This window comes from Rhizobium sp. 768_B6_N1_8 (assembly GCF_051811225.1).
Taxonomy (GTDB): Bacteria; Pseudomonadota; Alphaproteobacteria; order Rhizobiales; family Rhizobiaceae; genus Rhizobium.
The window spans coordinates 1,287,270-1,312,207 of record NZ_JBPWPV010000002.1 but is presented as its reverse complement, the minus strand read 5'-3'; the positions used below and the strand labels follow the sequence as shown (position 1 = coordinate 1,312,207).

At 60.3% G+C, this 24,938-nt stretch carries 22 protein-coding genes; 21 read left to right on the top strand and 1 reads right to left on the bottom strand.

Going from position 1 to position 24,938, the window contains the following annotated elements:
- The first annotated feature begins 355 nt into the window (after positions 1-355).
- The 17 genes from AB8B33_RS30330 to AB8B33_RS30250 all read left to right on the top strand — a co-directional run bounded on the left by AB8B33_RS30330 (position 356) and on the right by AB8B33_RS30250 (position 18,448).
- Positions 356-1,348 (top strand): LLM class flavin-dependent oxidoreductase, encoded by a 993-nt coding sequence (locus tag AB8B33_RS30330; RefSeq protein ID WP_439018207.1) that lies wholly within the window; start codon positions 356-358, stop codon positions 1,346-1,348.
- Between the two features lie 23 nt (positions 1,349-1,371).
- The gene (locus AB8B33_RS30325; RefSeq protein WP_439018206.1) at positions 1,372-2,721 is read left to right on the top strand and encodes an LLM class flavin-dependent oxidoreductase; all 1,350 of its coding nucleotides are present in this window, start codon (positions 1,372-1,374) and stop codon (positions 2,719-2,721) included.
- Between the two features lie 18 nt (positions 2,722-2,739).
- Positions 2,740-3,939, top strand: coding sequence for a M20 aminoacylase family protein (locus tag AB8B33_RS30320; protein ID WP_439018205.1), 1,200 nt, complete (start codon positions 2,740-2,742; stop codon positions 3,937-3,939).
- On the top strand, positions 3,936-4,493 hold the full coding sequence (locus AB8B33_RS30315; protein WP_439018204.1) for a GNAT family N-acetyltransferase: 558 nt from the start codon (positions 3,936-3,938) through the stop codon (positions 4,491-4,493). The genes AB8B33_RS30320 and AB8B33_RS30315 overlap by 4 nt, the downstream gene beginning before the upstream one ends.
- A gap of 39 nt (positions 4,494-4,532) precedes the next feature.
- Positions 4,533-6,311 (top strand): amino acid ABC transporter permease/ATP-binding protein, encoded by a 1,779-nt coding sequence (locus AB8B33_RS30310; RefSeq protein ID WP_439018203.1) that lies wholly within the window; start codon positions 4,533-4,535, stop codon positions 6,309-6,311.
- Positions 6,312-6,401: 90 nt separating this feature from the next.
- The gene (locus AB8B33_RS30305) at positions 6,402-7,346 is read left to right on the top strand and encodes an ABC transporter substrate-binding protein (protein ID WP_439018202.1); all 945 of its coding nucleotides are present in this window, start codon (positions 6,402-6,404) and stop codon (positions 7,344-7,346) included.
- Positions 7,347-7,421: 75 nt separating this feature from the next.
- Positions 7,422-8,360: an ABC transporter substrate-binding protein gene (locus AB8B33_RS30300; protein WP_439018201.1), complete on the top strand. Its 939-nt coding sequence runs from the start codon at positions 7,422-7,424 to the stop codon at positions 8,358-8,360.
- An 11-nt stretch (positions 8,361-8,371) separates the two neighbouring features.
- On the top strand, positions 8,372-9,409 hold the full coding sequence (locus AB8B33_RS30295; RefSeq protein WP_439018200.1) for an LLM class flavin-dependent oxidoreductase: 1,038 nt from the start codon (positions 8,372-8,374) through the stop codon (positions 9,407-9,409).
- Positions 9,410-9,447: 38 nt separating this feature from the next.
- A complete protein-coding gene (locus tag AB8B33_RS30290; protein ID WP_439018199.1) occupies positions 9,448-10,044 on the top strand; it encodes a 2-hydroxychromene-2-carboxylate isomerase in 597 nt (198 codons plus the stop codon).
- Positions 10,045-10,717: 673 nt separating this feature from the next.
- Entirely contained in the window at positions 10,718-11,311 is a 594-nt protein-coding gene (locus tag AB8B33_RS30285; RefSeq protein ID WP_113319620.1) for a transglutaminase-like cysteine peptidase, read from the top strand.
- A gap of 292 nt (positions 11,312-11,603) precedes the next feature.
- Complete coding sequence (panC, locus tag AB8B33_RS30280) at positions 11,604-12,479, top strand: pantoate--beta-alanine ligase (protein WP_439018198.1); 876 nt, start codon at positions 11,604-11,606, stop codon at positions 12,477-12,479.
- Entirely contained in the window at positions 12,476-13,297 is an 822-nt protein-coding gene (panB, locus tag AB8B33_RS30275; RefSeq protein ID WP_439018197.1) for a 3-methyl-2-oxobutanoate hydroxymethyltransferase, read from the top strand. Before panC ends, panB begins: the two co-directional genes overlap by 4 nt.
- Positions 13,298-13,598: 301 nt before the next feature.
- Positions 13,599-14,801: an MFS transporter gene (locus tag AB8B33_RS30270; protein WP_439018196.1), complete on the top strand. Its 1,203-nt coding sequence runs from the start codon at positions 13,599-13,601 to the stop codon at positions 14,799-14,801.
- A gap of 206 nt (positions 14,802-15,007) precedes the next feature.
- A complete protein-coding gene (gene msuE / locus AB8B33_RS30265) occupies positions 15,008-15,568 on the top strand; it encodes an FMN reductase (protein WP_113319616.1) in 561 nt (186 codons plus the stop codon).
- Between the two features lie 240 nt (positions 15,569-15,808).
- The gene (locus tag AB8B33_RS30260; RefSeq protein WP_310381882.1) at positions 15,809-16,645 is read left to right on the top strand and encodes a MetQ/NlpA family lipoprotein; all 837 of its coding nucleotides are present in this window, start codon (positions 15,809-15,811) and stop codon (positions 16,643-16,645) included.
- Positions 16,646-16,731: 86 nt separating this feature from the next.
- Complete coding sequence (locus AB8B33_RS30255) at positions 16,732-17,814, top strand: methionine ABC transporter ATP-binding protein (RefSeq protein ID WP_439018195.1); 1,083 nt, start codon at positions 16,732-16,734, stop codon at positions 17,812-17,814.
- Complete coding sequence (locus AB8B33_RS30250) at positions 17,795-18,448, top strand: methionine ABC transporter permease (protein ID WP_037098446.1); 654 nt, start codon at positions 17,795-17,797, stop codon at positions 18,446-18,448. The genes AB8B33_RS30255 and AB8B33_RS30250 overlap by 20 nt, the downstream gene beginning before the upstream one ends.
- A gap of 3 nt (positions 18,449-18,451) precedes the next feature.
- Here the strand turns inward: AB8B33_RS30250 and AB8B33_RS30245 are convergent, their stop codons facing one another.
- Positions 18,452-19,807 carry an LLM class flavin-dependent oxidoreductase gene (locus tag AB8B33_RS30245; protein WP_439018194.1) on the bottom strand — a complete coding sequence of 452 codons (1,356 nt, stop codon included), beginning with the start codon at positions 19,805-19,807 and terminating at the stop codon, positions 18,452-18,454.
- 204 nt (positions 19,808-20,011) lie between these two features.
- On the opposite strand from AB8B33_RS30245, the gene tauA reads away from it, so the two are divergent.
- From tauA to scpA, 4 genes are all read left to right on the top strand, one after another.
- Complete coding sequence (gene tauA / locus AB8B33_RS30240; protein WP_439018192.1) at positions 20,012-21,016, top strand: taurine ABC transporter substrate-binding protein; 1,005 nt, start codon at positions 20,012-20,014, stop codon at positions 21,014-21,016.
- Positions 21,017-21,080: 64 nt separating this feature from the next.
- A complete protein-coding gene (locus AB8B33_RS30235) occupies positions 21,081-21,875 on the top strand; it encodes a taurine ABC transporter ATP-binding protein (RefSeq protein WP_439018191.1) in 795 nt (264 codons plus the stop codon).
- On the top strand, positions 21,872-22,702 hold the full coding sequence (locus AB8B33_RS30230; RefSeq protein ID WP_439018190.1) for an ABC transporter permease subunit: 831 nt from the start codon (positions 21,872-21,874) through the stop codon (positions 22,700-22,702). The genes AB8B33_RS30235 and AB8B33_RS30230 overlap by 4 nt, the downstream gene beginning before the upstream one ends.
- Positions 22,703-22,801: 99 nt before the next feature.
- Complete coding sequence (scpA, locus tag AB8B33_RS30225) at positions 22,802-24,937, top strand: methylmalonyl-CoA mutase (RefSeq protein ID WP_439018189.1); 2,136 nt, start codon at positions 22,802-22,804, stop codon at positions 24,935-24,937.
- Position 24,938 lies beyond the last annotated feature (1 nt).

Sequence of the window (24,938 nt, the reverse complement as noted above, 5' to 3'; positions counted from 1 at the left end):
TTGCCGCCCGACTATCCATGCTCGTGTACGAACTCCGAACCTCAAACCAAAGTTTGCGACGCCGATCAGCGATCGAGAGGCAATTTTCACCGTGTGATCTCTGAATAGCATTCATAACATCCTGTGCCGCGTCGTCGGCGCGGTCGGCCATCTGCTTGCCCTTTCGGCTTGTCGCGGTCGTGGCTCTCGGGGCGCGTGATCCGCCTATCGGTGAGATGCGTTTTGAACTTCGCTTTCCATTCCGTCTCCCAAACGCTTTTTCCTGCTGCTGCCCTGAAATGAGAAAGCGATTTCTTATAATCCATATTATCTACTGTTTTTATAGACAATATGGATCCGGATGAGGCGTTTTCGCATGACCTATTTTCTCAGCCTTCTCGACAAGAGCCCGATCGAACAGGGAAAAAGCGCTAGCGAAGCCTTGCAGGCAAGCGTGCGGCTGGCGATCCGGGCCGAGGAACTCGGCTATCATCGGTTCTGGGTCGCCGAGCATCACAATATGTCTAACCTGGCGAGTTCTGCGCCGGAAACACTGATTGCCTATCTCCTGGCGCGGACTTCGAAAATTCGCATCGGGTCGGGCGGGGTGATGCTCCAACATTACAGCGCCTACAAAGTGGCCGAGACCTTCAATCTTCTCGCCTCGCTTGCGCCCGGCCGCGTCGACCTCGGCGTCGGCAAGGCGCCAGGCGGCTTTCCGCTGTCAACGCGGGCTCTTCAGGCGGCTTTCGATCCAGAAAGAAAGCCGGATTTCGCCGTCCAGCTTTCCGACATCAACACCTATCTTGCGGCTGATCCCAACTATGAAGGTGTGCAGGCGACGCCCTTTCCGCCTCATGCGCCGGAGCGCTTCCTTCTCGGCGCAAGCGTCGAGAGCGCAGTACTTGCCGCCGAGAAAGGCTGGGAGCTGGTTTTTGCCGGTCATCTCAACGGCGATCCGGAGAACCTGCGCAAGACTTTTGAAGCCTATGAACGCGCCTCTGATGGCAAGAGGCCGATCCTCGCGCTGGCTGCCTTCGCGGCCGACAGTGAGGAGCAGGCGCGCGAGCGCGTCGGCAATCTGCGCATCGTCAAGGTCTTCCTGCCGAACGGCCAGACCGTGAATGTCGGCAGCGAGGAACAGGCGGCCGAATTCGCAAGGCAGGCCGGTGTTGCCGAGTATCGCATCGAGGAAAAAGTGCCGAGCGTGCTGCACGGTACCGCAGCCCAGATCCGCAAGGAACTGGACGAGCTGCATCGCCGCTACGGGGTCAAGGAATTCATTCTCGATACACCGGCACTCGCCGCTTCCGAGCGGCTTTCCTCAATCGAGTTGCTCGCCAAGGAACGGCTTTCCCTCGCAGCCTGACCATCCCCAGGAGGATTGAACCCATGGCCAAGAAGAAAATCACTTTCGGTATCATGCTGCAGGGCCCGGGCGGCCATATGAACGCCTGGAAACATCCAAGCGGCCCGGCCGATGCCAGCACCAATTTCGACTTTTTCGTCAAGACGGCGCGCAAGGCCGAAGAAGCAGGCATCGCCTTCGCCTTCGTTGCCGACGGCCTCTATATCAACGAACAATCGATCCCGCACTTCCTCAACCGGTTCGAGCCGCTGACGATCCTTGCTGCGCTCGCGGCCTCGACCTCGAAGATCGGCCTAGTCGGCACGGTCTCCACTTCCTACAGCGATCCCTTCACGATTGCCCGGCAGTTCGCCTCCATCGACCTCGTCAGCGGCGGCCGTGCCGGCTGGAATGCCGTGACCTCGCCACTCGAAGGCTCGGGCCGCAACTATGGGCGCGAGCATCCCGAGCACGAGCTGCGTTACGAGATCGCTGAGGAATATATCGACGCCATCAGGGGTCTCTGGGACTCTTGGGATGACGATGCCTTCGTGCGCGACCGTCAGAGCGGCGTCTACGCCGACAAGACCAAACTGCACCGGCTGAACCACAAGGGGCGCTTCTTCCGCATCGAAGGGCCGCTCAATATCGGCCGCTCGAAACAGGGCCAGCCGGTGGTTTTCCAGGCGGGCGCCTCCGATTCCGGTATCCGGCTCGCCGGCAAACATGCCGACGCGGTCTTCACCAACGGCGGACCGATCGAGGAAGCGCAGGCTTTCTACAAGCAACTCAAGCAGAGCGCGATCGCGCAAGGGCGACGGACCGCAGAGATCGGCGTCTATCCCGGTATCGGCCCGATCGTCGGCGCGACGGCAGAGGAAGCGGAGGCCAAGTATCAGGCGATCCGCAATCTCGTCACCATTGAAGAGGCGCTGCTCTATCTCGGCCGCTTCTTCGACCATCACGATTTCAGCGCCTATCCGCTCGACGAACCTTTCCCTGATATCGGCGACATCGGCCGCAACAATTTCCGTGCCACGACGGATCGGATCAAGAAGACGGCGCGCGAAAAGGGGCTCACCCTCCGGGATGTCGCGCTCGACGCGGCAACGCCGCGCACGGCGTTCATCGGTACTGCAGATCATATCGCCAACGAGATCATCCGCTGGATCGACGGCGAGGCTGCCGATGGTTTCATCCTTGGGTTCCCCGTCATCGCCGAAGGCTTCGATGATTTTTCCCGCCATGTGCTGCCGCTCCTCGAAAGGCGCGGCTACTTCGATCCCGTCCTGAAGGGTGAGACGCTCCGCGATCATCTGGGGCTGCCTTTCCGCGAGAGCCGCTATGCGACAGATGCCGGTGAGGTCGAACAGGGAAAGGCTGCCAGCGCCTGAGGCGCGGCGGACAATTCCATGAACGTCATTACAAAACCTTCGCGCAGCCACGATCCGGTCGAGACGGGAATTGCCGTCTATCTCGATGAATTCATCGCGCTGCGCCACGACCTTCACCAATATCCGGAGCTTGCTTTTCAGGAGCGCCGCACGAGCAAGCTCGTGGCATCACACCTTTCCTCCTGGGGCTATGAGGTGGCGACGGGCATTGCCGGCACCGGCATCGTCGCCACCCTGGTCCGCGGAAACGGCAAGCGCTCCATCGCCATCCGAGCCGATATGGACGCCCTGCCGATCGAGGAGGCGACAGGCCTTTCCTATGCAAGCAGCAATCCCGGCGTCATGCATGCCTGTGGCCACGATGGCCATACGACGATCCTGCTTGCCGCTGCGCGCTATCTGGCCGAGGCCGGCAATTTCAGCGGTACGTTTCGGCTGATCTTCCAGCCGGCCGAAGAGATCGGTGCCGGTGCTCGCAAGATGATCTCGGAAGGCCTGTTCGAACGGTTTCCGGTCGATGCGGTCTTTGGGCTGCACAATTGGCCGGCCGTGCCGGCCGGTAAGTTCGGTTTCGTTGCCGATGCCGCCATGGCGTCCGTCGATCAGGCGGTCATCCGCATCGTCGGCAAGGGTGGTCATGGCGCCGAGCCGCATCGCGCCATCGATCCGGTTCTGGCATCGGCTTCCTTCATCACGGCGTTGCAGAGCATCGTCTCACGCAATGTCGATCCGCAGGATATGGCCGTCGTCACCGTCGGCTCCATCCATGCCGGGTCAGCGTCGAATGTCATTCCGGAGAGCGTCGAGCTAAAGCTCACCATGCGTGCCTTCAACCAGTCGGTGCGCGACAAACTCCAGGAACGCGTGCCGGCGCTTGCCCTAGCCCAAGCTGAGAGCTTCGGGGCAACGGCCGAGGTCGATTACCGGCTTGGCTTTCCGGCGCTCATCAACCATCGGGCCGAGACGGCCTTTGCCCGCGATGTCGCGCTCTCCTCTTTCGAACCGGAAAGGATCGAGGCTGGGTTCCGCCCGCGCACGGCAAGCGAGGATTTCGCCTTCATGCTGCAGGAGAAGCCGGGCAGCTATCTCTTCGTCGGCAATGGCGACAGCGCGCCTCTTCACAGCGCTCACTATGATTTCAACGACGCGATCATTGCGCCCGCCGCCCGCTACTGGGTGCGGCTTGCCGAGACCTTCCTCACTGACGACAACGGGTGACGAACGACATGAGCGACACGTTTCTCTACACTTCCCCGCTCGACCCCCGCGCCAAGCCGCTGATCGACGAACTTATCCACGAATATGACAGCCGCTACGGGAACTATTTCAGCGATGAGGGTGCCGCGGCAGAGCTCAACCGCTATCCGCCCGAGGCTTTCGCGCCGCCCGTCGGCAATTTCGTGCTGCTGGTACGCGGCGGCGAGACGATCGGCGGCGGCGCTTTCAAATATTATGATGAGCAGACCGCCGAGTTCAAACGCATCTGGACACGCTCTGACCTACGTCGGCAGGGCCTTGCCCGCAAGGTTCTCGTGGAACTGGAAGCGCAGGCCGCCCGCCAAGGCTATTCGCGGGTCTACCTGACGACCGGCTTTCGCCAGCCGGAGGCGGTCGGCCTCTATCTCAACTACGGCTATACGGCGCTTTTCGACCCCAAGGTCGACCCGGAAATCTATAAGACGCTGCCCTTCGAGAAGGATATCCGCCACCTCGCACCGCAGCTGTCGGCCAACGCCGATCGCCCGCCATTACAGGCAGCAGCAGGTCGCTGAATCCAGGCAAATAACGCTCCATAAAAAGGGGGATATACGATGGCACTGACGAGTGACTATGCCGGCATCGATACCGGCAGCAGGGCAGGGGACCGAACGCTTCAGGATTATTCCCGACTGAGGATCGTCCCGGCGCGGCATCCCGGCCGGGTTGCCGGCACCATATTCGCTGCTCTCGTCATTGCCGCCGTCCTCTATTCGACCTTCACCAATCCGCGCTGGGGCTGGGATGTTTTTGCCGAATGGTTCTTTGCGGCGCCTGTTCTCGCCGGCCTCGGGCGCACGCTGCTCCTGACACTGTTGGCAACGATCTCCGGTTCGATCCTCGGCACGGCACTGGCGCTTGCCCGTGTCTCGAGATCGCCGCTGCTTTCGGGCCTATCCTGGGGCTACATCTGGCTGCTGCGATCGATCCCCGTGATCGTTCTGCTGCTGGTGCTGAACAATCTCGGCTATCTCTATGAGACGGTGAAGCTCGGGGTGCCGTTCACTGGCACTGTCCTCTTCGAATATCCGACGACACAATTGCTGACGCCCTTTGCTGCCGCGTTCCTCGGTCTCACGCTCAATCAGTCGGCCTTCTTCGCCGAGATCGTGCGCGGCGGCATTCTGTCCGTCGATCAGGGGCAACTTGAAGCCGCTTCGGCGCTCGGTCTCTCGCGCCGTCGGCAGGCATTCCGTATCGTGCTGCCGCAGGCGATGCGTTCGATCCTGCCGACCGGGTTCAATGAGATCATCGGTCTCGCCAAGGCGACCTCCATGGTCTACGTGCTTGCCTTGCCGGAACTGTTCTACACGGTCCAGGTCATCTATCGCCGTAACCTCGAAGTCATTCCGCTGCTGATGGTAGCGACCGTCTGGTACCTCGTCATCATGACGGTGCTGTCGATCGCCCAGCATTATATCGAGCGCTATTTTGCCAAGGGCGCATTGCGCAACCCGAAGCCCTTGCCCTTCCAGTCTTTCCTCAAGCGTTTTGCCCGCCCTTTGCCTACGGCAGCGATCTCTGGCGACTTTACCCGTACCTCCGGCTTCCGTGACGCAGCGGTTCTTCGCACCGGCGGGACGGTGCGCATCCACGGCATTTCCAAGAGCTTCGGCTCTCTGAAAGTGCTCGATGGTATCGACCTCAATCTGCCTGCCGGCAGCGTCACCGCCATTCTCGGTCCCTCGGGCTCCGGAAAGTCCACCCTGCTGCGCGCCATCAACCACTTGGAGCGCGTCGATGCCGGCTTCATCTCGGTCGACGGCGATCTCGTCGGATATGAGCAGAAAGGTGATGTGCTCTACGAGCTCAAGGAAAAGGAAATCCTCAAGCGGCGTGCCGATATCGGTATGGTCTTCCAAAGCTTCAATCTCTTTCCGCACCTGACAGTGCTTGAAAACCTGATCGAAGCGCCGATCCAGGTGCGTGGCGTGAGCCGTGAAGAGGCCGTGCAACTTGCGCAGGAGCTGCTTGCCCGCGTCGGCCTCAGCGACAAGATCAATGCCTATCCGCGCCAGCTCTCCGGCGGCCAGCAGCAGCGCGTCGCCATTGCCCGTGCCCTAGCACTGCGCCCGAAGGTGCTTTTGTTCGATGAGCCGACATCGGCGCTCGACCCGGAACTGGTCGGTGAAGTCCTTGATGTGATCAAGGAACTGGCGCGCACGGGCACGACGCTTGTCATCGTCACGCACGAAATCGGCTTTGCCCGTGAAGTTGCCGACACTGTCGTCTTCATGGATGGCGGCCATATTCTCGAAGCCGACTCGCCGGCCCGCATCTTCAACGGCGCGGAACATCCCCGCACACGTGAATTCCTCGCCAAAGTTCTCTGAAAATAGCAAGGCATCAGCAGATCCCGGCCGCGACGGGCGTCCGGAGGGCATGAAAAGAAAAACAACCCTAAGATGAAATGGAGAAGGGAAATGGCATTCAGAAATAGAGCCAACTACCTGCTTGCCGGAGTCGTCGCCCTGGCGGCAATCGGCCTCGGCACGGCGCAGGCAGCCGAGAAATTCAATCTCAGCCCCGACACGTCGAACCGCGTGCGGGCCGAAAAAGATGAGACCGCGATCAAGGCCATCGCACCCAACTTCAAGTTCGTCGAACCGGGCAAGTTCACCGTGGCCGTCAACGCCTGGGATCCGCCGATCGCAACCTATGCATCGGATGCTGCGACCGTGGTCGGCGCCGATCCGGATCTGGCGCAACTGCTTGCCGATTCCTTCGGCCTCGAGCTGAACCTTGTTTCCGTCGCCTGGGCGGACTGGCCGCTCGGCGTCTCCTCCGGCAAATATGATGCCGTCATCTCCAACGTCACGGTAACCGAGGAGCGCAAGGAGAAGTTCGATTTCTCCACCTATCGCAAGGACGTGCTTGGCTTCTACGTGAAGTCCGACAGCAAGATCAGCGAGATCAAGGAGCCGAAGGATGTCGCCGGCCTCAAAGTCATCACCGGTGCCGGCACCAATCAGGAAAAGATCATCCTGGAATGGGATCGCCAGAATGTCGCCGCCGGCCTGAAGCCGATTGAAGTTCAATATTATGACGACCGTGCCGCAGCTGATCTGGCGCTGCAGTCCGGCCGTGCCGATGTCGAGTTCAATCCGAATGCGACGCAGGCCTACAGCTCCTCAATCAAGGGGCACACCAAGCTCGTCGGTATCGTCTCCGGCGGCTGGCCGCTGACGGCTGAAATCGCCGTCACCACGAATAAGGGCGCCGGCCTTGCCGATGCCGTCACCGTCGCCCTCAACGACCTTATCAAGAACGGCAAATACGGCGAAGTGCTGAAGCACTGGAGCCTGAACGCCGAAGCCATCGACGACGCCAAGACCAACCCGCCGGGGCTGCCGAAGAGCGGTTCGTAAAGGATGGTCTGACGGACGGGCGTTGGAGGTCGCGCCGGTCCGTCCTCGTTTTCATATATTTTGGAGAGTTCTCTCGTGACGATATTTTCCAGACTGCGCATCGCATCGATTGCCGCCATTGCCTCGCTGACAAGCTGCTATACAGGCGTGGCTGCGGCTGATGAATTCGACCTGAGCCCCGAGCAGCCCAACCGCGTGCACGCTCAGCGCAACGAGGCGGCGATCGCGTCCATTCCGAAGGGTTTCAAGTTCGTCACATCAGGCAAATTCACGGTTGCCGTAAGCCCGGGCGGACCGCCGCTTGCCACTTATGCGACGGATGCCAAGACCGTCGTCGGAGCCGATCCCGAGTACGCGAACGCCATTGCCGAAAGCCTCGGGCTGCAGCTTGAGCTCGTCCCGGTTGCCTGGATCGACTGGCCACTTGGCCTGACGTCGGGCAAATATGATGCTGTTATTTCCAATGTCGGTGTCACCGAGCAGCGCAAGGAGAAGTTCGATTTCTCCACCTACCGGAAAGGTCTGCACGGCTTTTTCGTCAGGGCCGACAGCACGATCGCCTCGATCAAGGAGCCGAAGGATGCGGCAGGACTGCGCTTCATCGTCGGCGCCGGCACCAATCAGGAACGCATCCTGCTGAAATGGAGCGATGAGGATGTCGCTGCCGGCCTCAAGCCGCTCGAGCTGCAATATTATGATGACGAGGCAGCAAGTCTGCTGGCGCTACGCTCAGGCCGTGCCGATGTCATCGTCCAGCCGCATGCCCAACTCGTCTATATCGCCGCCCGCGACAAGAACCTCAAACGGGTCGGAACGCTGAGCGCCGGTTGGCCCGATCGCTCCGACGTTGCGATCACCACCCGCAAAGGAAGCGGCATTGCCGATACGCTGACGCTCGCCACCAATGGTCTGATCAGGGATGGAACCTACGCAAAAATCCTTGCGCACTGGCAGCTTTCAGAAGAGGCGCTGCCCGCTTCCGAGACGAACCCGCCCGGCCTGCCGAAATTCTGAGTGAGGACAAGATGAGCGGCAACGCGCTTTCGATCAGCCATATCGGCTTCCTGACACCCGGCAACTACCCGGATGACGACCCGCTCTCCGGCCTCGAAAAGACATTGCAGCTTCTTAGCTTCGGCGAAGAGCTGGGCTTCAACAGTGCTTGGGCCCGCCAGCGGCATCTGGAGCCCGGGATTTCCTCGGCGACCGCCTTCCTGGCGGCCGCCACCCAGCGCACCAGCCGTATCGAACTCGGCACCGCGGTCATTCCGATCGGTTACGAAAGTCCCTATCGGCTCGCCGAAGATCTCTCTACCGTGGATGTTCTATCGAAGGGAAGGCTGAATGTGGGCCTGAGCGCCGGCCGTCCGCTGCATGCCGATCTCATCGGTCCGCTTGCCTTCGACGGCAACTGGCAGAACCATGATTTCTCGCATGCGCGCGTGCTGCGCTTTGCCGACAATCTGAAGGGGACCTATCTCGGTGACGAGAACACCTTCATCAAAACGCCCTTTGGACCCCAGCGCCCGAGACTGCAGCCCTACGCTAAAGGCCTGATCGATCGCATCTGGTATGGCGGTGGCTCATTGCGGTCGGCCTCATGGGCCGGCCGGAACGGCTTCAACCTGCTGATCGGCAATGTCACGTCCGGCGAAGAGACCGATGATTTTTTCGTCGCCCAGTCCCGTCAGCTCGAAGCCTATCGGGCTTCCGGCGGAGCGGAACGGCGCGTGGCGCTCGGCCGGGTCATCGTGCCCTTTGACAGTGCGGATGCAGCCACCCGCCAGCGATACTCAGACTATGCCGCCGGACGATATGAGCGCACGCTGTCTCCCCAGGGTGAACGACGCACGCTGTTTGCCCGTGATCTCGTTGGTCCGTCAGAGCAGATCCTCGAGCGCCTTCTTGCCGATCCCATTTTGCCGCATGTGCGCGAGCTGAGGCTGGAATTGCCCTACGAGTTCGAGCATGACGAATATCGCCAGATTCTACACGACTTCGTCACCCACATTGCTCCCGAGCTGGGCTGGAACACGAAGACCGCCCTCCGGGCGGCGTCGTAAGCGGCGCGACAAACGCCGAAATTGTAGGAAATCTCTCCGTGACGAAATCAGTTGAATACTTTTTCTCCATCAGTTCGCCCTGGTCCTATATCGGTCTTGATGCCTTTGCCGCGCTTGCCGTAAACAACGACATTGCCATCAAGCCATATCTGACGACGGTCGTTGAAGAGAACGGCGGGATTTTTTCGCGCAATCGCCCGGAAATTCGCCGTGCCTACTGGATCCGCGATCTCAAGCGCTGGGCAAGGGTGCGCGGCAAGCCCCTCATCCTTGAAAATCGCCCCGAGCTCAGCGATCCGACGCCTGCCTCCTTCTTCGTCATTGCCGCCTATCTCGATGGCCAGGATTGGATCGGGGTGACGCGCGCCCTACAGCATGCCTTCTGGAGTGAGGCGAAAGATATCGGCAGGCCTGATATCCGCGAAGCGATCGTCAACGCTGTCGGTCTCGATGGCGCGGCCTTGCTGCGACGGCAGGCCGATGACGATGTCCAGCAGAAATGGGCAGCCGATCGCGTTCACGCACGCGAAAGAGGCGTCTTCGGTTTCCCGACTTTTGCCTATGAGGATGAGCTCTACTGGGGGCAGGACAATCTCCCCTTCCTCGAGCGCCATCTTCATGGCGACAAGCCGTAAAGGGCTGACGCAGCGCGTTCTGCCAAAAGCCGGTGGCGGGCTGCAAAGCAAACTCCGGTGCGTCGCAAATGCCGATGCCGGCGGCCTTGCTCTCCACTGGAGCTGCCACGGCGAAAGGGGCATACCGACAGCAACGACAATACCGGCGGCTTCTTCGTCAGAGCGACACCGCCCTGCCTGACGGAACCGAGGCTTGGCGTCCTTGGTGGTAACACTCTGTCGTCGATGCCGCGACGAATTGAAGGACGACCAGAATCCGGTCCGCGACGGGTATTGGATCTCGGTGCGCCGTCGCTCGCACATGGTGCGATATCTCCTGTTGCCCAGTGCTTGTCTTTCCAAATCAGCACTTATCACGGCAATTGACATGGCCGTCCGCCGCACTATTTTAAATTGTCAAGTCATTGGATGAATGCGTCTGGTTGCGATGCGCATACCGCCAGTTGCGCTGTGACTGAAGGATCGGACATGCCCACAACTTGGATGTGTCTGGTTCGCAAAGTGAGACACACGTACAGCGTTTGCATTTGAAAGGTGATCGTCTCCGGAAACATCCCGGAAATAAAGGATCGCGACTAAGCGCCCAGCCGTCCGAATGACGCGCCTGAAAGAGCTTCATCACCGCTGGGCGAACCTCATCATCGTTCGATCAACCACCACACGGAGGTATAAGATGCGCAAGCATGAACTGGTTATCGTGATGACGCTTGCATCTCTTTTCTCGGTTCAGACTGCTCACGCGGACGGGCCTGCCGGTGCAGCCCGTGGCCTGAAGACGGCGCCTGTATTCAGCTATATTTCTGAAAAGCGCCGGACTACAGCACCTTTCGCGCATGTGATGTTCTGCGCTCGAAATCCCGATGAGTGCACTGCTCGCGGCGATGCTTCGGAAGTCTCCTTGGGCCCCTTAGCGGACGAGCAGCTTCGCACTGTCAACACCTCGGTCAACCGCTCGATCCGCTCGCTCGACGACCGGCCCGATCAAGGTGATGTCTGGCAGGTGAACGTCACGGCGGGCGATTGCGAGGATTTTGCGTTGACGAAGCGCGACCACCTCATTGCCATGGGCTGGTCGACGAAGGCATTGCGGATCGCCGTGACCAAGACGCCCTCCGGCAAGGGCCACGCGGTTCTGGTCGTCAGAACCGATCAAGGCGATCTGGTGCTCGACAACCGCACGAATGCGATCAAGGGCTGGAAGGATACGGATCTTCGCTGGCTGATGATCCAGTCGGGCGACAATCCGCGGATATGGTACGAACTTTAGATGCACGGGCATGATACGAGTTCGGGCGGATGTGGGGCGTGGAGATCTTTTGTGCCGCTATCGGTAACCAGATGCGCGGAAGTCACGCGCGTGGAAACACCATCAACTCAGCCGCCGCCCCTTGTTGCCCAGTGAGAAATCCGCCGCCTCGGTTGCGGTCCGCAATATTTGAACACGCCCTGATGGAAGCTTCTTCATCTAATCGGTCTTATCGAAAAGAATCCATTGACCTGCGACCCTGCTTACATCTTCTATCCGCCCCCAACGTCAGGAAGGCGGCCAGGGAGGGCACATGCAGGTCCTATCGAGCATTGAGGCGGTGCGCGCAGCGCTTGCAGCGGTGAGAACAAATGGCGGAGACATCGGTTTCGTGCCAACGATGGGTTATCTTCACGCGGGGCACATGGAACTTGTTGCGCGAGCCCGCGCTGAAAACGAAATCGTTGTTGCTTCGATCTTCGTCAATCCGCTCCAGTTTGGGCCGACGGAGGACCTGACCCGATACCCGCGCGATCTGGAACGCGACAGAACGATGCTGGAAAAGGGTGGCGTCGATATTCTCTTTGCGCCCGCTGTCGAAGATATGTACCCGCACCCGATGAAAACTGTGGTTGATGTGCCGGAGCTTGGCTGCGAGCTCGAAGGCGCCGTTCGACCGGGGCATTTTGCGGGTGTCGCCACCGTTGTCAGCAAGCTTTTCAATATCGTCCAGCCAAGCAACGCCTATTTCGGCGAGAAGGATTACCAGCAGGTCGTCATCATCAAACGAATGGCAGACGATTTGGCTCTGGCGGTGCGTATCGTTTCGGTGCCGACGGTCCGGGATGCGGATGGTCTCGCTCTATCTTCTCGTAACGTCTATCTCAGCGAGGAGGAACGACGCGCAGCGGTCATCATCCCGCGCGCATTGGATGAGGCGGAGCGCCTTGTGGCTCAAGGCCTCTCCGACCCGCAGGTCCTTGAAGCGAAGCTAGTCGGCTTCATCGGCCGTGAGCCCCTGGCAAAGCCGGAAGTTGTCGCTGTGAGGGACGCCTCGACCTTGAAGCATGTGGTGAAAATCGAGGACCCGGTGGTTGTCGCACTGTTCGTGCGGATTGGCACGACCAAGCTCCTCGATAATCGGGTGATCGCGAGAAAAGGTTCGTCTGGAACGGGAGAAGCACAATGAGCGCTGTCAGCTCCGCAAAACGCCTGACGCCAACGCGAATACGGGCGATGAAGGGCGGAACGCCGATTGTGTGTTTGACGGCCTACACTACACCGATGGCGCGGCTCCTGGACGAACACTGCGATCTCCTGCTTGTTGGGGATTCGCTCGGCATGGTTCTTTACGGCATGGAGAGCACCGTGTCGGTGACGCTCGACATGATGATCGCCCATGGCAAGGCGGTGATGCGTGGCGTCGCTAAATCCTGCGTGGTCGTCGACATGCCCTTCGGCAGCTACCAGGAGTCGAAGGAGCTGGCCTATCGCAATGCCGTGCGCATTCTGCAGGAAACAGGGTGCGACGCGGTCAAGCTCGAAGGTGGCGAGGAGATGGCCGAGACAATTTCCTTCCTCACAGCGCGCGGTATTCCGGTCCTCGGGCATATCGGGCTCATGCCTCAGCAGGTTCATACCGCAGGCGGCTACCGATCTGTTGGACATTCCGAGGAGGAGGTTGCCAAGATCCGGCGTGATGCCGACGCGGTCGGCAGCTCGGGAGCCTTTGCGGTGGTCATCGAGGGCACCGTCGAGACATTTGCCCGCGAGGTGACGACGGCAATTCCTGTTCCGACGATCGGGATCGGCGCTTCGGCTGCCTGTGACGGTCAAATCCTGGTTTCGGACGACATACTCGGACTGTTCAATGACTTCACGCCGCGCTTCGTTAAACGATACGACGAACTTGGAAAGAGGGTCGGGGTGGCCGCTGCCGCCTATGCAGAGGAGGTGCGCTCCCGCGCATTCCCCACGGAGAAACATACATTCAAGCGCCGGTCTTGATTGCGCGGCCTATTGCGTTGGAGAGCCCGGCGATAAGCCATATCGGCTCTAACCCACGGAACAGTCGCCAGCGCGGGATTGGCGCGTGAGGTGGCCGAATTGCAGGATCGAGAGCAGAAATCTTAAAAACTGCGTACCGATCCGCGTAAAACTGGGCTGTAATCGTTCCACTTCATACGATAAATGCTTTCTCAGCGACCGCCGCTGAAATTCACTTCCCAAGCCCCGATCGCCTTAAGAACAGCACGCACGAAAACCGACGACGGACCGGCATGATTCCGGCCGCGCAGGAGGAAGACCCATGGCATCCGTTGCCGAGAGCGCCCCCCGCTTTGAAAAGACCGCAATGTCTATCCTGGTGGCAGTCAGCTTCTGCCACATGCTCAACGACATCATGCAGTCGCTGCTTGCCTCGCTCTATCCGCTCTTCAAGGCCAATTATAACCTCGATTTCGTGCAGATCGGTCTCCTGACCATGACCTTCCAGGTCACGGCCTCGCTGCTCCAGCCGCTTGTCGGCATCGTCACCGACCGTTGGCCGATGCCCTATTCGCTGCCTGTCGGCATGGCGAGCACCTTCTGCGGCCTGATCCTCCTCGGCAATGCCGGCAGCTTCGAACTGCTGCTCGTTGCCGCGAGCCTGATCGGCTTCGGCTCGGCCGTCTTCCATCCGGAATCTTCGCGCGTCGCGCGTCTTGCTTCCGGCGGTCGCCACGGCTTTGCGCAGTCCTTCTTCCAGGTGGGCGGCAATGCCGGCCAGGCAATCGGTCCGCTGCTGGCCGCCTTCATCGTTCTGCCGAACGGTCAGCACAGCGTGTCCTGGCTTTCCGGCATCGCCATGGTCGGCATGGTGGTCCTGAGCTGGGTCGGGAACTGGTACATGAGTCACCGCCGCCAGCACGCCAGCAAGGCGGCCCCGAGCCGCACGCTGCCGCTGCCTCAGAGCAAGGTCGTCTGGGCGCTACTCATCCTCGTGTTGCTGACGGCGACGAAGAATGTCTACATGGCAAGCGTCTCGAGCTACTTCACCTTCTACGTCATCGACCGTTTCCAGCTCGATGTGCAGCAGGCGCAGCTCATGCTCTTCCTGTTCTTGGGTTCCGTTGCAACCGGCACCTTTCTCGGCGGTCCGATCGGTGATCGTTTCGGCGCCCGCTTCGTCATCTGGTTCTCGATCCTCGGGGTGATCCCCTTCGCGCTGCTGCTGCCCTATGCGAACCTCTTCTGGACGGGCGTGCTCAGCGTCGTTATCGGCCTGATCTTCGCCTCTGCCTTTTCGGCCATCGTCGTCTTCGCGCAGGAACTGGTGCCCGGTCGTGTTGGCCTAATCGCCGGCGTTTTCTTCGGCTTCGCCTTCGGTGCGGGCGGTCTCGGTGCTGCCTTGCTCGGCGGTTTTGCCGACTCGCACGGTATCGCCTTCGTATATCGCATCTGCTCCTACCTGCCGCTGCTCGGCCTGTTCACTATCTTCCTGCCGCGCATCCCGAAGTATCGAGCGGTTTAGGTTTCGCACTCAGAAAGAGGCACCGAAAGCGTTTCGGTGCCTCTTTTGCGTCAGGGCAAGCGCACGGCGCGGCGTTGCGTTCGAACGAACATTTTTTCCTCGGCCCTCGGCGAAGACGGATCGTCATTTCTTTAATCTACTATTTTGATGGATAATATCCGTCGTATGATGCAGCCATCGACGGCGCGATAGTGGAAGGAAATGATATGTCTGCACCCAAACTGGTCGGTCTTGCCGGCAGCTTCAATCGTCCCTCGAAGACTTTTGCGCTGGTCGAGAATATCGCCGGCCTCGCCGCCGAAAAATATGGCTTCGACAATACGATTTACGACCTGACGGATGTCGGCCCCTCGCTCGGCCAGGCGTTGCGCCGCGACGATCTCGACAATCGCGCCAGGGAAATCATCGCCGACATCGCCAATGCCGACGTCCTCGTCATCGGTGCGCCGACCTTCAAGGGCAGCTATCCGGGTCTCTTCAAACATCTGATCGATCTCATCGACCCGCATGAGCTGCGTGCCAAGCCGATCGTCATCACTGCGACCGGCGGCGGCGACCGCCATGCGCTGATGGTCGAGCATCAACTGCGCCCGCTCTTCGGCTTCTTCATGGCCCACACGCTGCCGACTGCTGTCTACGCCTCGGACCGCGATTTCACCGACTATCGCGTTTCCTCCGAACAGCTTTCCAAGCGCATCGGGGAGGTCATCGGCGAACTCGCCGCCTTCTTTCCGGGCAGAAGCTCAAGGCTGATCGCAGCGGAATAAACAATATCCAAATACGGATTTCAGCGGCGCCTTCGGGCGCCGTTTTGTTTGGAGCGTGCCAGCAGCTGGCATTTAATCCATAAATTTGATGGAATTTTATCCTGCCGCTCTCGAAGACGCGGCAAGAGTTTTTCCGGTGGTGAGAAGACATCAGACGTTCGTGCTTCGCTCGCCATGCCCGTATTTGCAATTATCCGCCTGCTCGGGGCTCGGCCTCATTCAGTCAGACGGGATAAAAAAATGACCAAGAACAAGAATTTCGGCGCCATTTCGCTTTCGCGCCGCGCGGCTCTTACTGTTGCCGCCTCTGCGGCCGCACTCATCGCCTTTGCTGCGCCGGCTCCTTCCTTTGCCGAAGACAAGTCGATCAAGGTCGGTATCATGAGCGGCGAGGACGAGGATGTCTGGCGCGTCGTCACCAGCGAAGCCGCCAAGAAGGGCCTCAAGATCGAGACGATCACCTTCAACGACTATACCCAGCCGAACGAGGCTCTGGAACGCGGCGAAATCGACGCGAACGCCTTCCAGCACCAGCCCTATCTGGACAATCAGGTCAAGCAGCACGGCTACCATATCGTATCCGTCGGCTACACGGGCGTCTGGCCGATCGGTCTCTATAGCAAGAAGCACAAGTCGGTTGCCGAACTGCCAGCGGGCGCCGTAATCGGTGTCCCGAACGATCCGTCCAATGAAGGCCGTGCGCTTCGCGTTTTGCAGAATGAGGGTCTGATCAAGCTCAAGGACGGCACCGGCATTCTGGCGACGATCGTCGACGTCTCGGAAAACCCGAAGAACATCGAGATCCGCGAACTCGACGCCGGTATCGTCGGCCGTTCCATTGATGACCTTGATGCCGGTATCGTCAATACCGACTGGGCGCTGAAGAGCGGTCTGTCCCCGAAGGAGCGCATCGCGCAGGAGCCGATCGCCGACAATCCCTATCGCAACTTCATTGCCGTCAAGGAAGAGAACAAGGATGCCGATTGGGTAAAGACGCTCGTCTCCTCCTATCAGAACGAGACGGTGAAGGCCGAATTCGATAAGGTCTATAAGGGTACGGGCCTCAGCGCCTATTGATTTCGCCGCCCTTAAAAGGGCGTCAGCAACTGAGGCGGCCCTGGCCTTTTGCCAGGGCCGCCTTCAGCGTTTGTGAAGGAACGAGCATGAATTCAATTGTCTCCGCCTTAGGGATCGAGACGCGGCCAGTCGATGCCGAAGAGGTCGTGCGCCTGAAGGATGTCAGGCGCAAGTTCGGTGTGACGGCAGCGCTCGACGGCGTTTCACTCAGCGTGAAGAAGGGCGAAATCCTCGGCATCATCGGCCGCAGCGGCGCCGGCAAATCGACGCTGATCCGCTGCCTCAACGGTCTCGAAAGGGCCGATAGTGGCGAGATCGTTATCGAGGGCCGCAATATTGCAGGCCTTGCCGAGCAGGAGCTGCAGCCCTTGCGCCGCCGCATTGGCATGATCTTTCAGCATTTCAATCTGCTGTCGGCCAAGACGGTCGAGGAGAATGTCGCCCTGCCGCTGAAGATCGAGGGTGTCGCCAAGGCCGAACGGCTGAAGCGGGCGCAGGAGCTTCTGGACCTCGTCGGTCTTTCCGATAAGGCTAGGGCTTATCCGTCGTCGCTCTCAGGTGGCCAGAAGCAGCGTGTCGGCATTGCCCGCGCACTGGCCGCCCGGCCGGCCCTGTTGCTGTCCGACGAAGCGACCTCGGCCCTCGATCCGGAAACGACGCGTTCGATCCTTGCGCTGTTGAAGGACATCAACCGTAAGCTTGGTCTTACCATTCTTCTGATTACCCATGAGATGGAAGTGGTGCGCGGCATTGCCGATCGCGTCGCCGTCATCGATGCAGGGCGCATCGTGGAGGAAGGCCAGGTCTGGTCGATCTTCGGCGATCCGCAGGCGGCGATCACAAAAAGCCTGCTCAGCGGCATTCGCCCGCAGCTTCCGGAACACATTGCTGCACGCCTGTCGCAAACCGGCGGCACGGAAGCTATCCTCAGTGTCGATCTTGCTGGACCGGAAGCGCAAGGCGCGCTTTTTGCCGATCTCTCTGCAGCGCTGCCGCATTCCTTCCGCCTCGTGCACGGTGGTATCGATCACATCCAGAACCAGCCCGTGGCGCGGTTCTTCATTGCCGTTCCTGCGCGCGATCCCGCGCTTGCCGGAACGGTCGAACAATTTCTGAAGGCCCGGTCGGCTCGGGTGGAGGTGCTTGGTTATGTCACCGATCATGATTAATCTGCTGCTGCGCTCCCTCTGGGAGACGGTGCTGATGACAGCTGCATCCGGCCTGATTTCGCTGGTTGCCGGCCTGCCGCTCGGCCTGGCGCTGGTCCTGACGAACCGCGGCGGCATTGCCGAAAATCTCTGGATCAACCGCATTCTCGGCGCCGTCATCAACGGCTTCCGTTCCGTGCCCTTCATCATCCTGCTGGTGGCACTGATCCCGCTGACCCGCCTTATCGTCGGCACCGCGATCGGCACCTGGGCGGCCATCGTTCCACTCGCCATTGCCGCGACGCCATACTATGCCCGTATCGCAGAAGTCTCGTTGCGCGAGGTCGATCGTGGCCTGATCGATGCGGTGCGTGCCATGGGCGGCAATCGCTGGACGATCATCCGCGAGGTTCTGGTGCCCGAAGCCCTGCCCGGAATCGTCGCCGGCTTTACCGTCACGCTGGTGACGCTGATCGGTGCTTCGGCGATGGCCGGCGCCATCGGTGCCGGCGGTCTCGGTGACCTCGCCATTCGTTATGGCTACCAGCGCTTCGAGACCAATGTGATGATTGCGGTCGTGGTCGTGCTCATCGTTCTCGTCTGCGGCATCCAGTGGCTGGGCGACCGGCTGGTCGCCCGCATGGATCATCGCTAGAAATTATCGCCTGAACTGTGCGGCGGGGTGGCTGGCCGGCAGCCGGCCATTGCCGCCGAACAGCTTCTGGCGCAGCGGCCCTTCCACATAGTCGGCCTTGAACAGGCCGCGCTCCTGCAGCACAGGCACGACGAGATCGACGAAATCATGAAGGCTCTCAGGTGCCACAGTGCGTGCGAGATTGAAGCCGTCGATGCCGCCTTCCTCGATCCAGCGCTGCAGGGTATCGGCAATCTGTTCCGGCGATCCGACAATCGGCTTCATGCGGCTGCCGAGCACCATCTGGTCTATGATCTGCCGCTTCGTCACCGGCTTTGCCGCCTGCTTGGTGATTGCCGCTAGTGCCGACTGATTGGCGTTGGTCGAGTTCTGGTCGATCACGTCATCGAGCCCGTATTTCGAAAAATCGACGCCGACGGAGGCCGAATAATGCGCAAGCGACGCTTCGATGCTTGCGTGCCGGCGATAGTCCTCGAGCTTCTCCTGCGCTTGGGCTTCGGTCTTGCCGACAACGACGGTAATCAGGCTCAGGATCTTGATCGCATCCGCGCCGCGGCCATTGGCAAGCGTCTTGGCGCGAAGCGCATCGACGGTCGGCCGCGCCGATTGCGGCGTCGGTCCGGCGATGAAGACGCATTCGGCATGGCGGGCGGCGAAATCCTGTCCGCGTGCGGATGCGCCGGCCTGGAAGAGCAGGGGCGTGCGCTGCGGCGAGGGCTCCGAGAGATGGATGCCCTCCATCTTATAATACTGGCCCTGATGGCTGACGGCCCGCACTTTAGCGGCATCCGCAAAGACGCTGCGTTCCCTATCGCGCAGCACCGCACCGTCATCCCAGCTGCCTTCCCAGAGCTTATAGAGGATTTCGAGATATTCCTCGGCGGCGTCGTAGCGCGCATCATGCTCCGGCAGCTTGTCGAAACCCATGCTGCGGGCAGCGCTATCGAGATAGCCTGTCACGATGTTCCAGCCGATGCGTCCCTTGGTCAGGTGATCGAGGGTCGACATGCGCCGCGCCAGCAGGAAGGGCGGCTCATAGGTCGTATTGACGGTGACGCCGAAGCCGAGGTGCTTCGTGACGTAGGCCATTGCCGAAATCGGCATTAGCGGATCGTTGACCGGGATTTGCGCGCCCGTCTCGATGACCGGGCCCGGGCTGTCCTTATAGATATCGTAGACGCCAACAATATCGGCGAGAAATATGCCGTCCAGCTTGCCGCGTTCGGCCGTGCGCGCAAAATCTGCCCAATAATCAAGATCGGTATAGTTGACCGAACGATCCCGCGGATGCGTCCACATGCCGTGATTTATGTGTCCGACGCAGTTCATGTCGAAGGCGTAGATCTGCATTTTCTTCATCAATACTGTCCTGAGATGTTAGTCGGTCACTTGGTGGAATTATCGGGCAGATCGGGAAACCACCGGATCTCTCTCGTTATTTAGAAGCAAATTATCTCGCATGCCCGATTTCGGGAATTTTCTATCTCTATAAAATCTATGAATTTTACAATGATCTAACCACATTCCGGGGTGGAATGATTTTGAACATTGCGGGAGAGGGATATGAAAATCAACCGACGCAACCTTCTGGGTACGGCCGCTGCCGCTGTCCTCACCTTGACCACCTATGCGGCCCACGCTGCCGACGTCACGCTGAATATCGGCTACCAGCGGATCGTCGAGCCGTCACGCGTGCCGCAGGCCGACGGTACCTATGAAAAGGAGACCAAGGCCAAGATCAACTGGCAGAAATTCGATAGCGGCGCCGATGTCATCACCGCCATCGCTTCCGGTTCCATCGATATCGGTTATGTCGGCTCATCGCCGCTTGCCGCTGCTGCCAGTCGCGAACTGCCGATCGAGACGATCTATGTCGTCGGTCTCATAAGCGACGCCGAAGCGCTCGCCGTCAAGAACATCACCAAGCCAGAAGATTTGAAGGGTAAGAAGATCGCCACGCCCTTCGTTTCGACCGCGCATTACAGCCTGCTGACGGCGCTGAAGCATTGGAAGGTCGATCCGAAGTCGGTGCAGATCCTCAACCTGCGTCCGCCGGAAATCGCTGCTGCCTGGGAGCGCGGTGATATCGACGGCGCCTATGTCTGGGACCCGGTGCTGGCGCAGCTGAAGAAGAGCGGCAGCGTGCTCGCCACTTCGGCCGATGTTGCCAAGTGGGGCGGCCCGACCTTTGACGCCTGGATCGTCAGCAAGAAATTTGCCGAGGCCCATCCTGAAGTGGTCACGGGCTTCGTGAAGGTCACGGGTGCGGCTTATGCCTCCTACCTCACCAATCCGGATAGCTGGAATGCGAAATCACCGGAGGCCGAAAAGATTGCCAAGCTTACCGGTGCCAAGACCGATGAAGTGCCGGCTCTTCTCAAGGGCTACATTTTCCCGAGCCTGAAGGAACAGGCGAGCGCCGATCTCCTCGGTGGCGGTACGACGAAGGCCGTCGCTGAAACCTCGGCCTTCCTTCTGGAGCAGGGCAAGATCCCCGGCGTTCTGAGGGACTACAGCCCCTATGTTTCCGACCGCTGGGTCAAGGAAGCAGCCAAGGCAGGTCTTTGATCCTCCCAAGGGTCCCGGCGTGGCTTCGGCTGCGCCGGTTTTTTCTCAAACAGGTGATGCCCATATGAGCATACTTTCACTACAGTCCCTGTCGCTCGATTATGCCGAGGCAGGCAGTCGTCGGAAGAGACGTGTGCTCGATGGCGTCAACCTGCATATCACTTCGGACGAATTCGTGGTTGTCATTGGCCGTTCCGGTTCCGGCAAGACCAGTCTTCTCAATATTGCTGCAGGTTTCACTGAGCCGAGCGAGGGGCGCGTGCTGGTCGACGGCAAAGAGATCGACGGGCCAGGCGTAGACCGGGCCGTGGTGTTTCAGGACGACGCGCTCTATCCCTGGCTGACCGCAGCCGGCAATGTGGCCTTTCCGCTGAAGCTTCAGGGCATCCCGAAAGGCGAGAGACAGCGCCGCGCGGAGGAACTGCTGGTGAAAGTCGGGCTCGATGGCGCGGGTCACAAGAATATCTGGGAACTCTCAGGCGGCATGCGCCAACGCGTCGGCATCGCTCGCGCGCTCGCCTCCGGCCCTCGCTTCCTGTTGCTTGATGAACCACTCGGTGCGCTCGACGCGCTGACACGCAGCCGCATGCAGAAATTCCTGCTGGATGTCTGGGCAGAAAGCAAAACGGGTGCCCTGCTGATCACCCACAGCATTGACGAGGCTCTGTTGCTTGCAACACGCATCATCGTGCTGGCGCCCAATCCCGGCCGTATCGTCGCCGACATCAAGACCGAGTTTGGCAAGGCGTTGCTCGAAGGCAGAAGCGTCAAGGAGATCAAGGCGCTTACTGCGTTCAAACATCTGCATGACGAACTGACCGCACTCATCCACGCGGATGAAGAGGAGATTGCCGCATGAGCGTCGAGGCGGAAGCACTTACGACAGCAGTGTCGGATCGACCGGTAGAGGCGCGGCCGAAACGCCGCGGCACGCTGCCGATCTCGCTTGTAACAATAGCGGTCATTATTGCCGGCTGGAGCCTTGCTTCGGCCTATGGTGCCGTCTCGCCGGTCTTCCTCCCGTCGCCGCTCGTCGTAGCGAAATCGCTTGCCAATGTCGCGGTCAACGGCTTCGTCGATTCCACGCTTGCCGAACATACGCTCGCAAGCCTGCTGCGCATCTTTGCAGCGCTCGCCGTCTCGCTCATCATCGGTGTGCCGGCAGGCCTAGCGATCGCCACGAGCCGTATCGGCAAGGGCATCCTTGATCCGATCGTCGAATTCCTGCGGCCCCTGCCGCCGCTGGCCTATCTACCGCTGATCATCATCTGGGTCGGCATCGGCGAGGCGTCGAAGGTCACCGTCATCTCGCTCGCGATGCTGCCACCGGTCATCCTGTCGACGGCGTCAGGCGTCAAATCCGCGCCGGGCGATTTCGTCAACGCTGCCCGCTCCTTCGGGGCGAGCCGGCTGCAGGTGCTGCTGCATGTCATTCTTCCAGGCGCCATTCCGTCGATCCTGACGGGGACGCGCATTGCGCTCGGCGCCGGCTGGTCGACGCTGGTCGCGGCCGAGCTCGTTGCGGCAAGCCAAGGCCTCGGCTTTATGATCCAGTCTGCGGCGCAGTTCCTCGTGACCGATATCGTCATCGGCGGGATCATCGTCATTGCCGCGATTGCCTTCCTGCTGGAGATCCTGGCGCGGTTGATCGAACGGTTGTTTGTGCCCTGGGCCGCGCATCGCTGAACGTCTATCATCGCCTTGCCGATGAAATTATCCTAAGGCTGTATCGCGCCGCGTCACCGCAAAGTGGTAGCGTGGCGCGCAGACGATGCGGAGGATGATATGACGAAGAAGACGCTGTCGGACTGGGAGGCGCTGGCGGAAAAGGAGCTGCGCGCAGCACCGGATACGCTGACCTGGCACACGCCCGAAGGCATCGACGTCAAACCGCTCTATACGGCCGCTGATCTTAACGGTACGGATGCGGACAGCCTGCCGGGCTTTGCGCCTTTCACCCGCGGCCCGCGCGCCACCATGTATGCCGGCCGGCCCTGGACGATCCGGCAATATGCCGGCTTTTCGACCGCCGAGGAATCCAACGCCTTCTATCGCCGCAATCTCGCCGCCGGTCAGAAGGGCCTCTCCGTTGCCTTCGATCTCGCCACCCATCGCGGCTATGACAGCGATCATCCCCGCGTCGTCGGCGATGTCGGCAAGGCGGGTGTTGCGATCGACAGCGTCGAGGACATGAAGATTCTGTTCGACGGCATTCCGCTGCAGGATATGTCCGTTTCCATGACGATGAATGGCGCGGTCATCCCGATTCTGGCGAATTTCATCGTCGCCGGCGAGGAGCAGGGTGTTTCGAAGGCGGAGCTTTCCGGGACCATTCAGAACGACATTCTCAAGGAGTTCATGGTCCGCAACACCTATATCTACCCACCGGAACCCTCGATGCGCATCGTCGCCGATATCATCGAATATACGGCGAAGGAGATGCCGAAATTCAATTCCATCTCGATCTCCGGCTATCACATGCAGGAGGCCGGCGCGACGTTGGTGCAGGAGCTTGCCTTCACCCTCGCCGACGGGCGCGAATATGTGCGTGCGGCGATCGCCAAGGGGCTGAATGTTGATGATTTCGCCGGCCGGCTCTCCTTCTTCTTCGCGATCGGCATGAACTTTTTCATGGAGGCGGCCAAGCTTCGCGCCGCCCGCCTGCTCTGGACCCGCATCATGGAGGAGTTCCAGCCGAAGAAAGCGTCTTCGCTGATGCTGCGCACCCACTGCCAGACATCGGGGGTCTCGCTGCAGGAGCAGGATCCTTATAACAACATCATCCGCACCGCCTTCGAAGCCATGTCGGCCGTGCTCGGCGGTACGCAGTCGCTGCACACCAATTCCTTCGATGAGGCGATCGCGCTGCCGACGGAGTTTTCCGCTCGCATTGCCCGCAACACGCAGCTCATTCTGCAGCACGAGACCGGCGTTACCAACGTCGTCGACCCGCTCGCCGGCTCCTATTATGTCGAGAGCCTGACGAAGGAACTGGCTGACAAGGCCTGGGCGCTGATCGAAGAGGTCGAGGCGCTCGGCGGCATGACGAAGGCCGTCAATGAAGGCTTGCCGAAACGGCTGATCGAGGAAGCCGCCGCCCGCCGTCAGGCCGCCGTCGACAAGGGCGATGAGGTCATTGTCGGCGTCAACAAATACCGGCTGGAGGCCGAACAGCCGATCGACATTCTCGAAATCGACAACAGCGCGGTGCGTGCCGCGCAAATCCGCCGCATCGAGGAGACCAAGCGCCGTCGTGATAGCGTGAAGGTCAAGGAGGCGCTAACAGCACTTCTGGAGATTGCCCGCAGCGGCAATGGCAATCTGCTTGCAGCCGCCGTCGAAGCAGCGCGGGCGCGTGCCACCGTTGGCGATATCTCGGATGCGATGCGCGACGTTTTTGGCGATCATTTTGCCACGCCCAAGGTTATCCGCGGCATCTATGGTGCAGCCTACCGGGACGAGCCCGAGCTTGACGTGCTCAAGGTGCGTATGGCGGAAGTGACCGAGGCGATGGGTAGAAAGCCTAAGATCATGGTCGCCAAGCTCGGCCAGGACGGACATGACCGCGGCGCCAAGGTCATTGCCTCGGCCTTCGGCGATGTCGGTTTCGATGTTCTGGCCGGCCCGCTGTTCCAGACGCCGGAGGAGGCGGCCGGCATGGCGCTCGGCGAGAAGGTCAATGTCATCGGTGTCTCGTCGCTGGCGGCCGGTCACCGGACGCTGCTGCCGCAGCTTATCGACCGGCTGAAGGAGCAGGGCGGCGGCGATATCATCGTTGTCTGCGGCGGCGTCATTCCCCGGCAGGATTATGAATTCCTGCACGAACACGGCGTTGCCGCCGTGTTCGGTCCGGGTACCAATGTGCTTGAGGCCGCGAATTCCGTTCTCGACCTCCTGCAGGGGATCAGGCGAAACCAGTAGC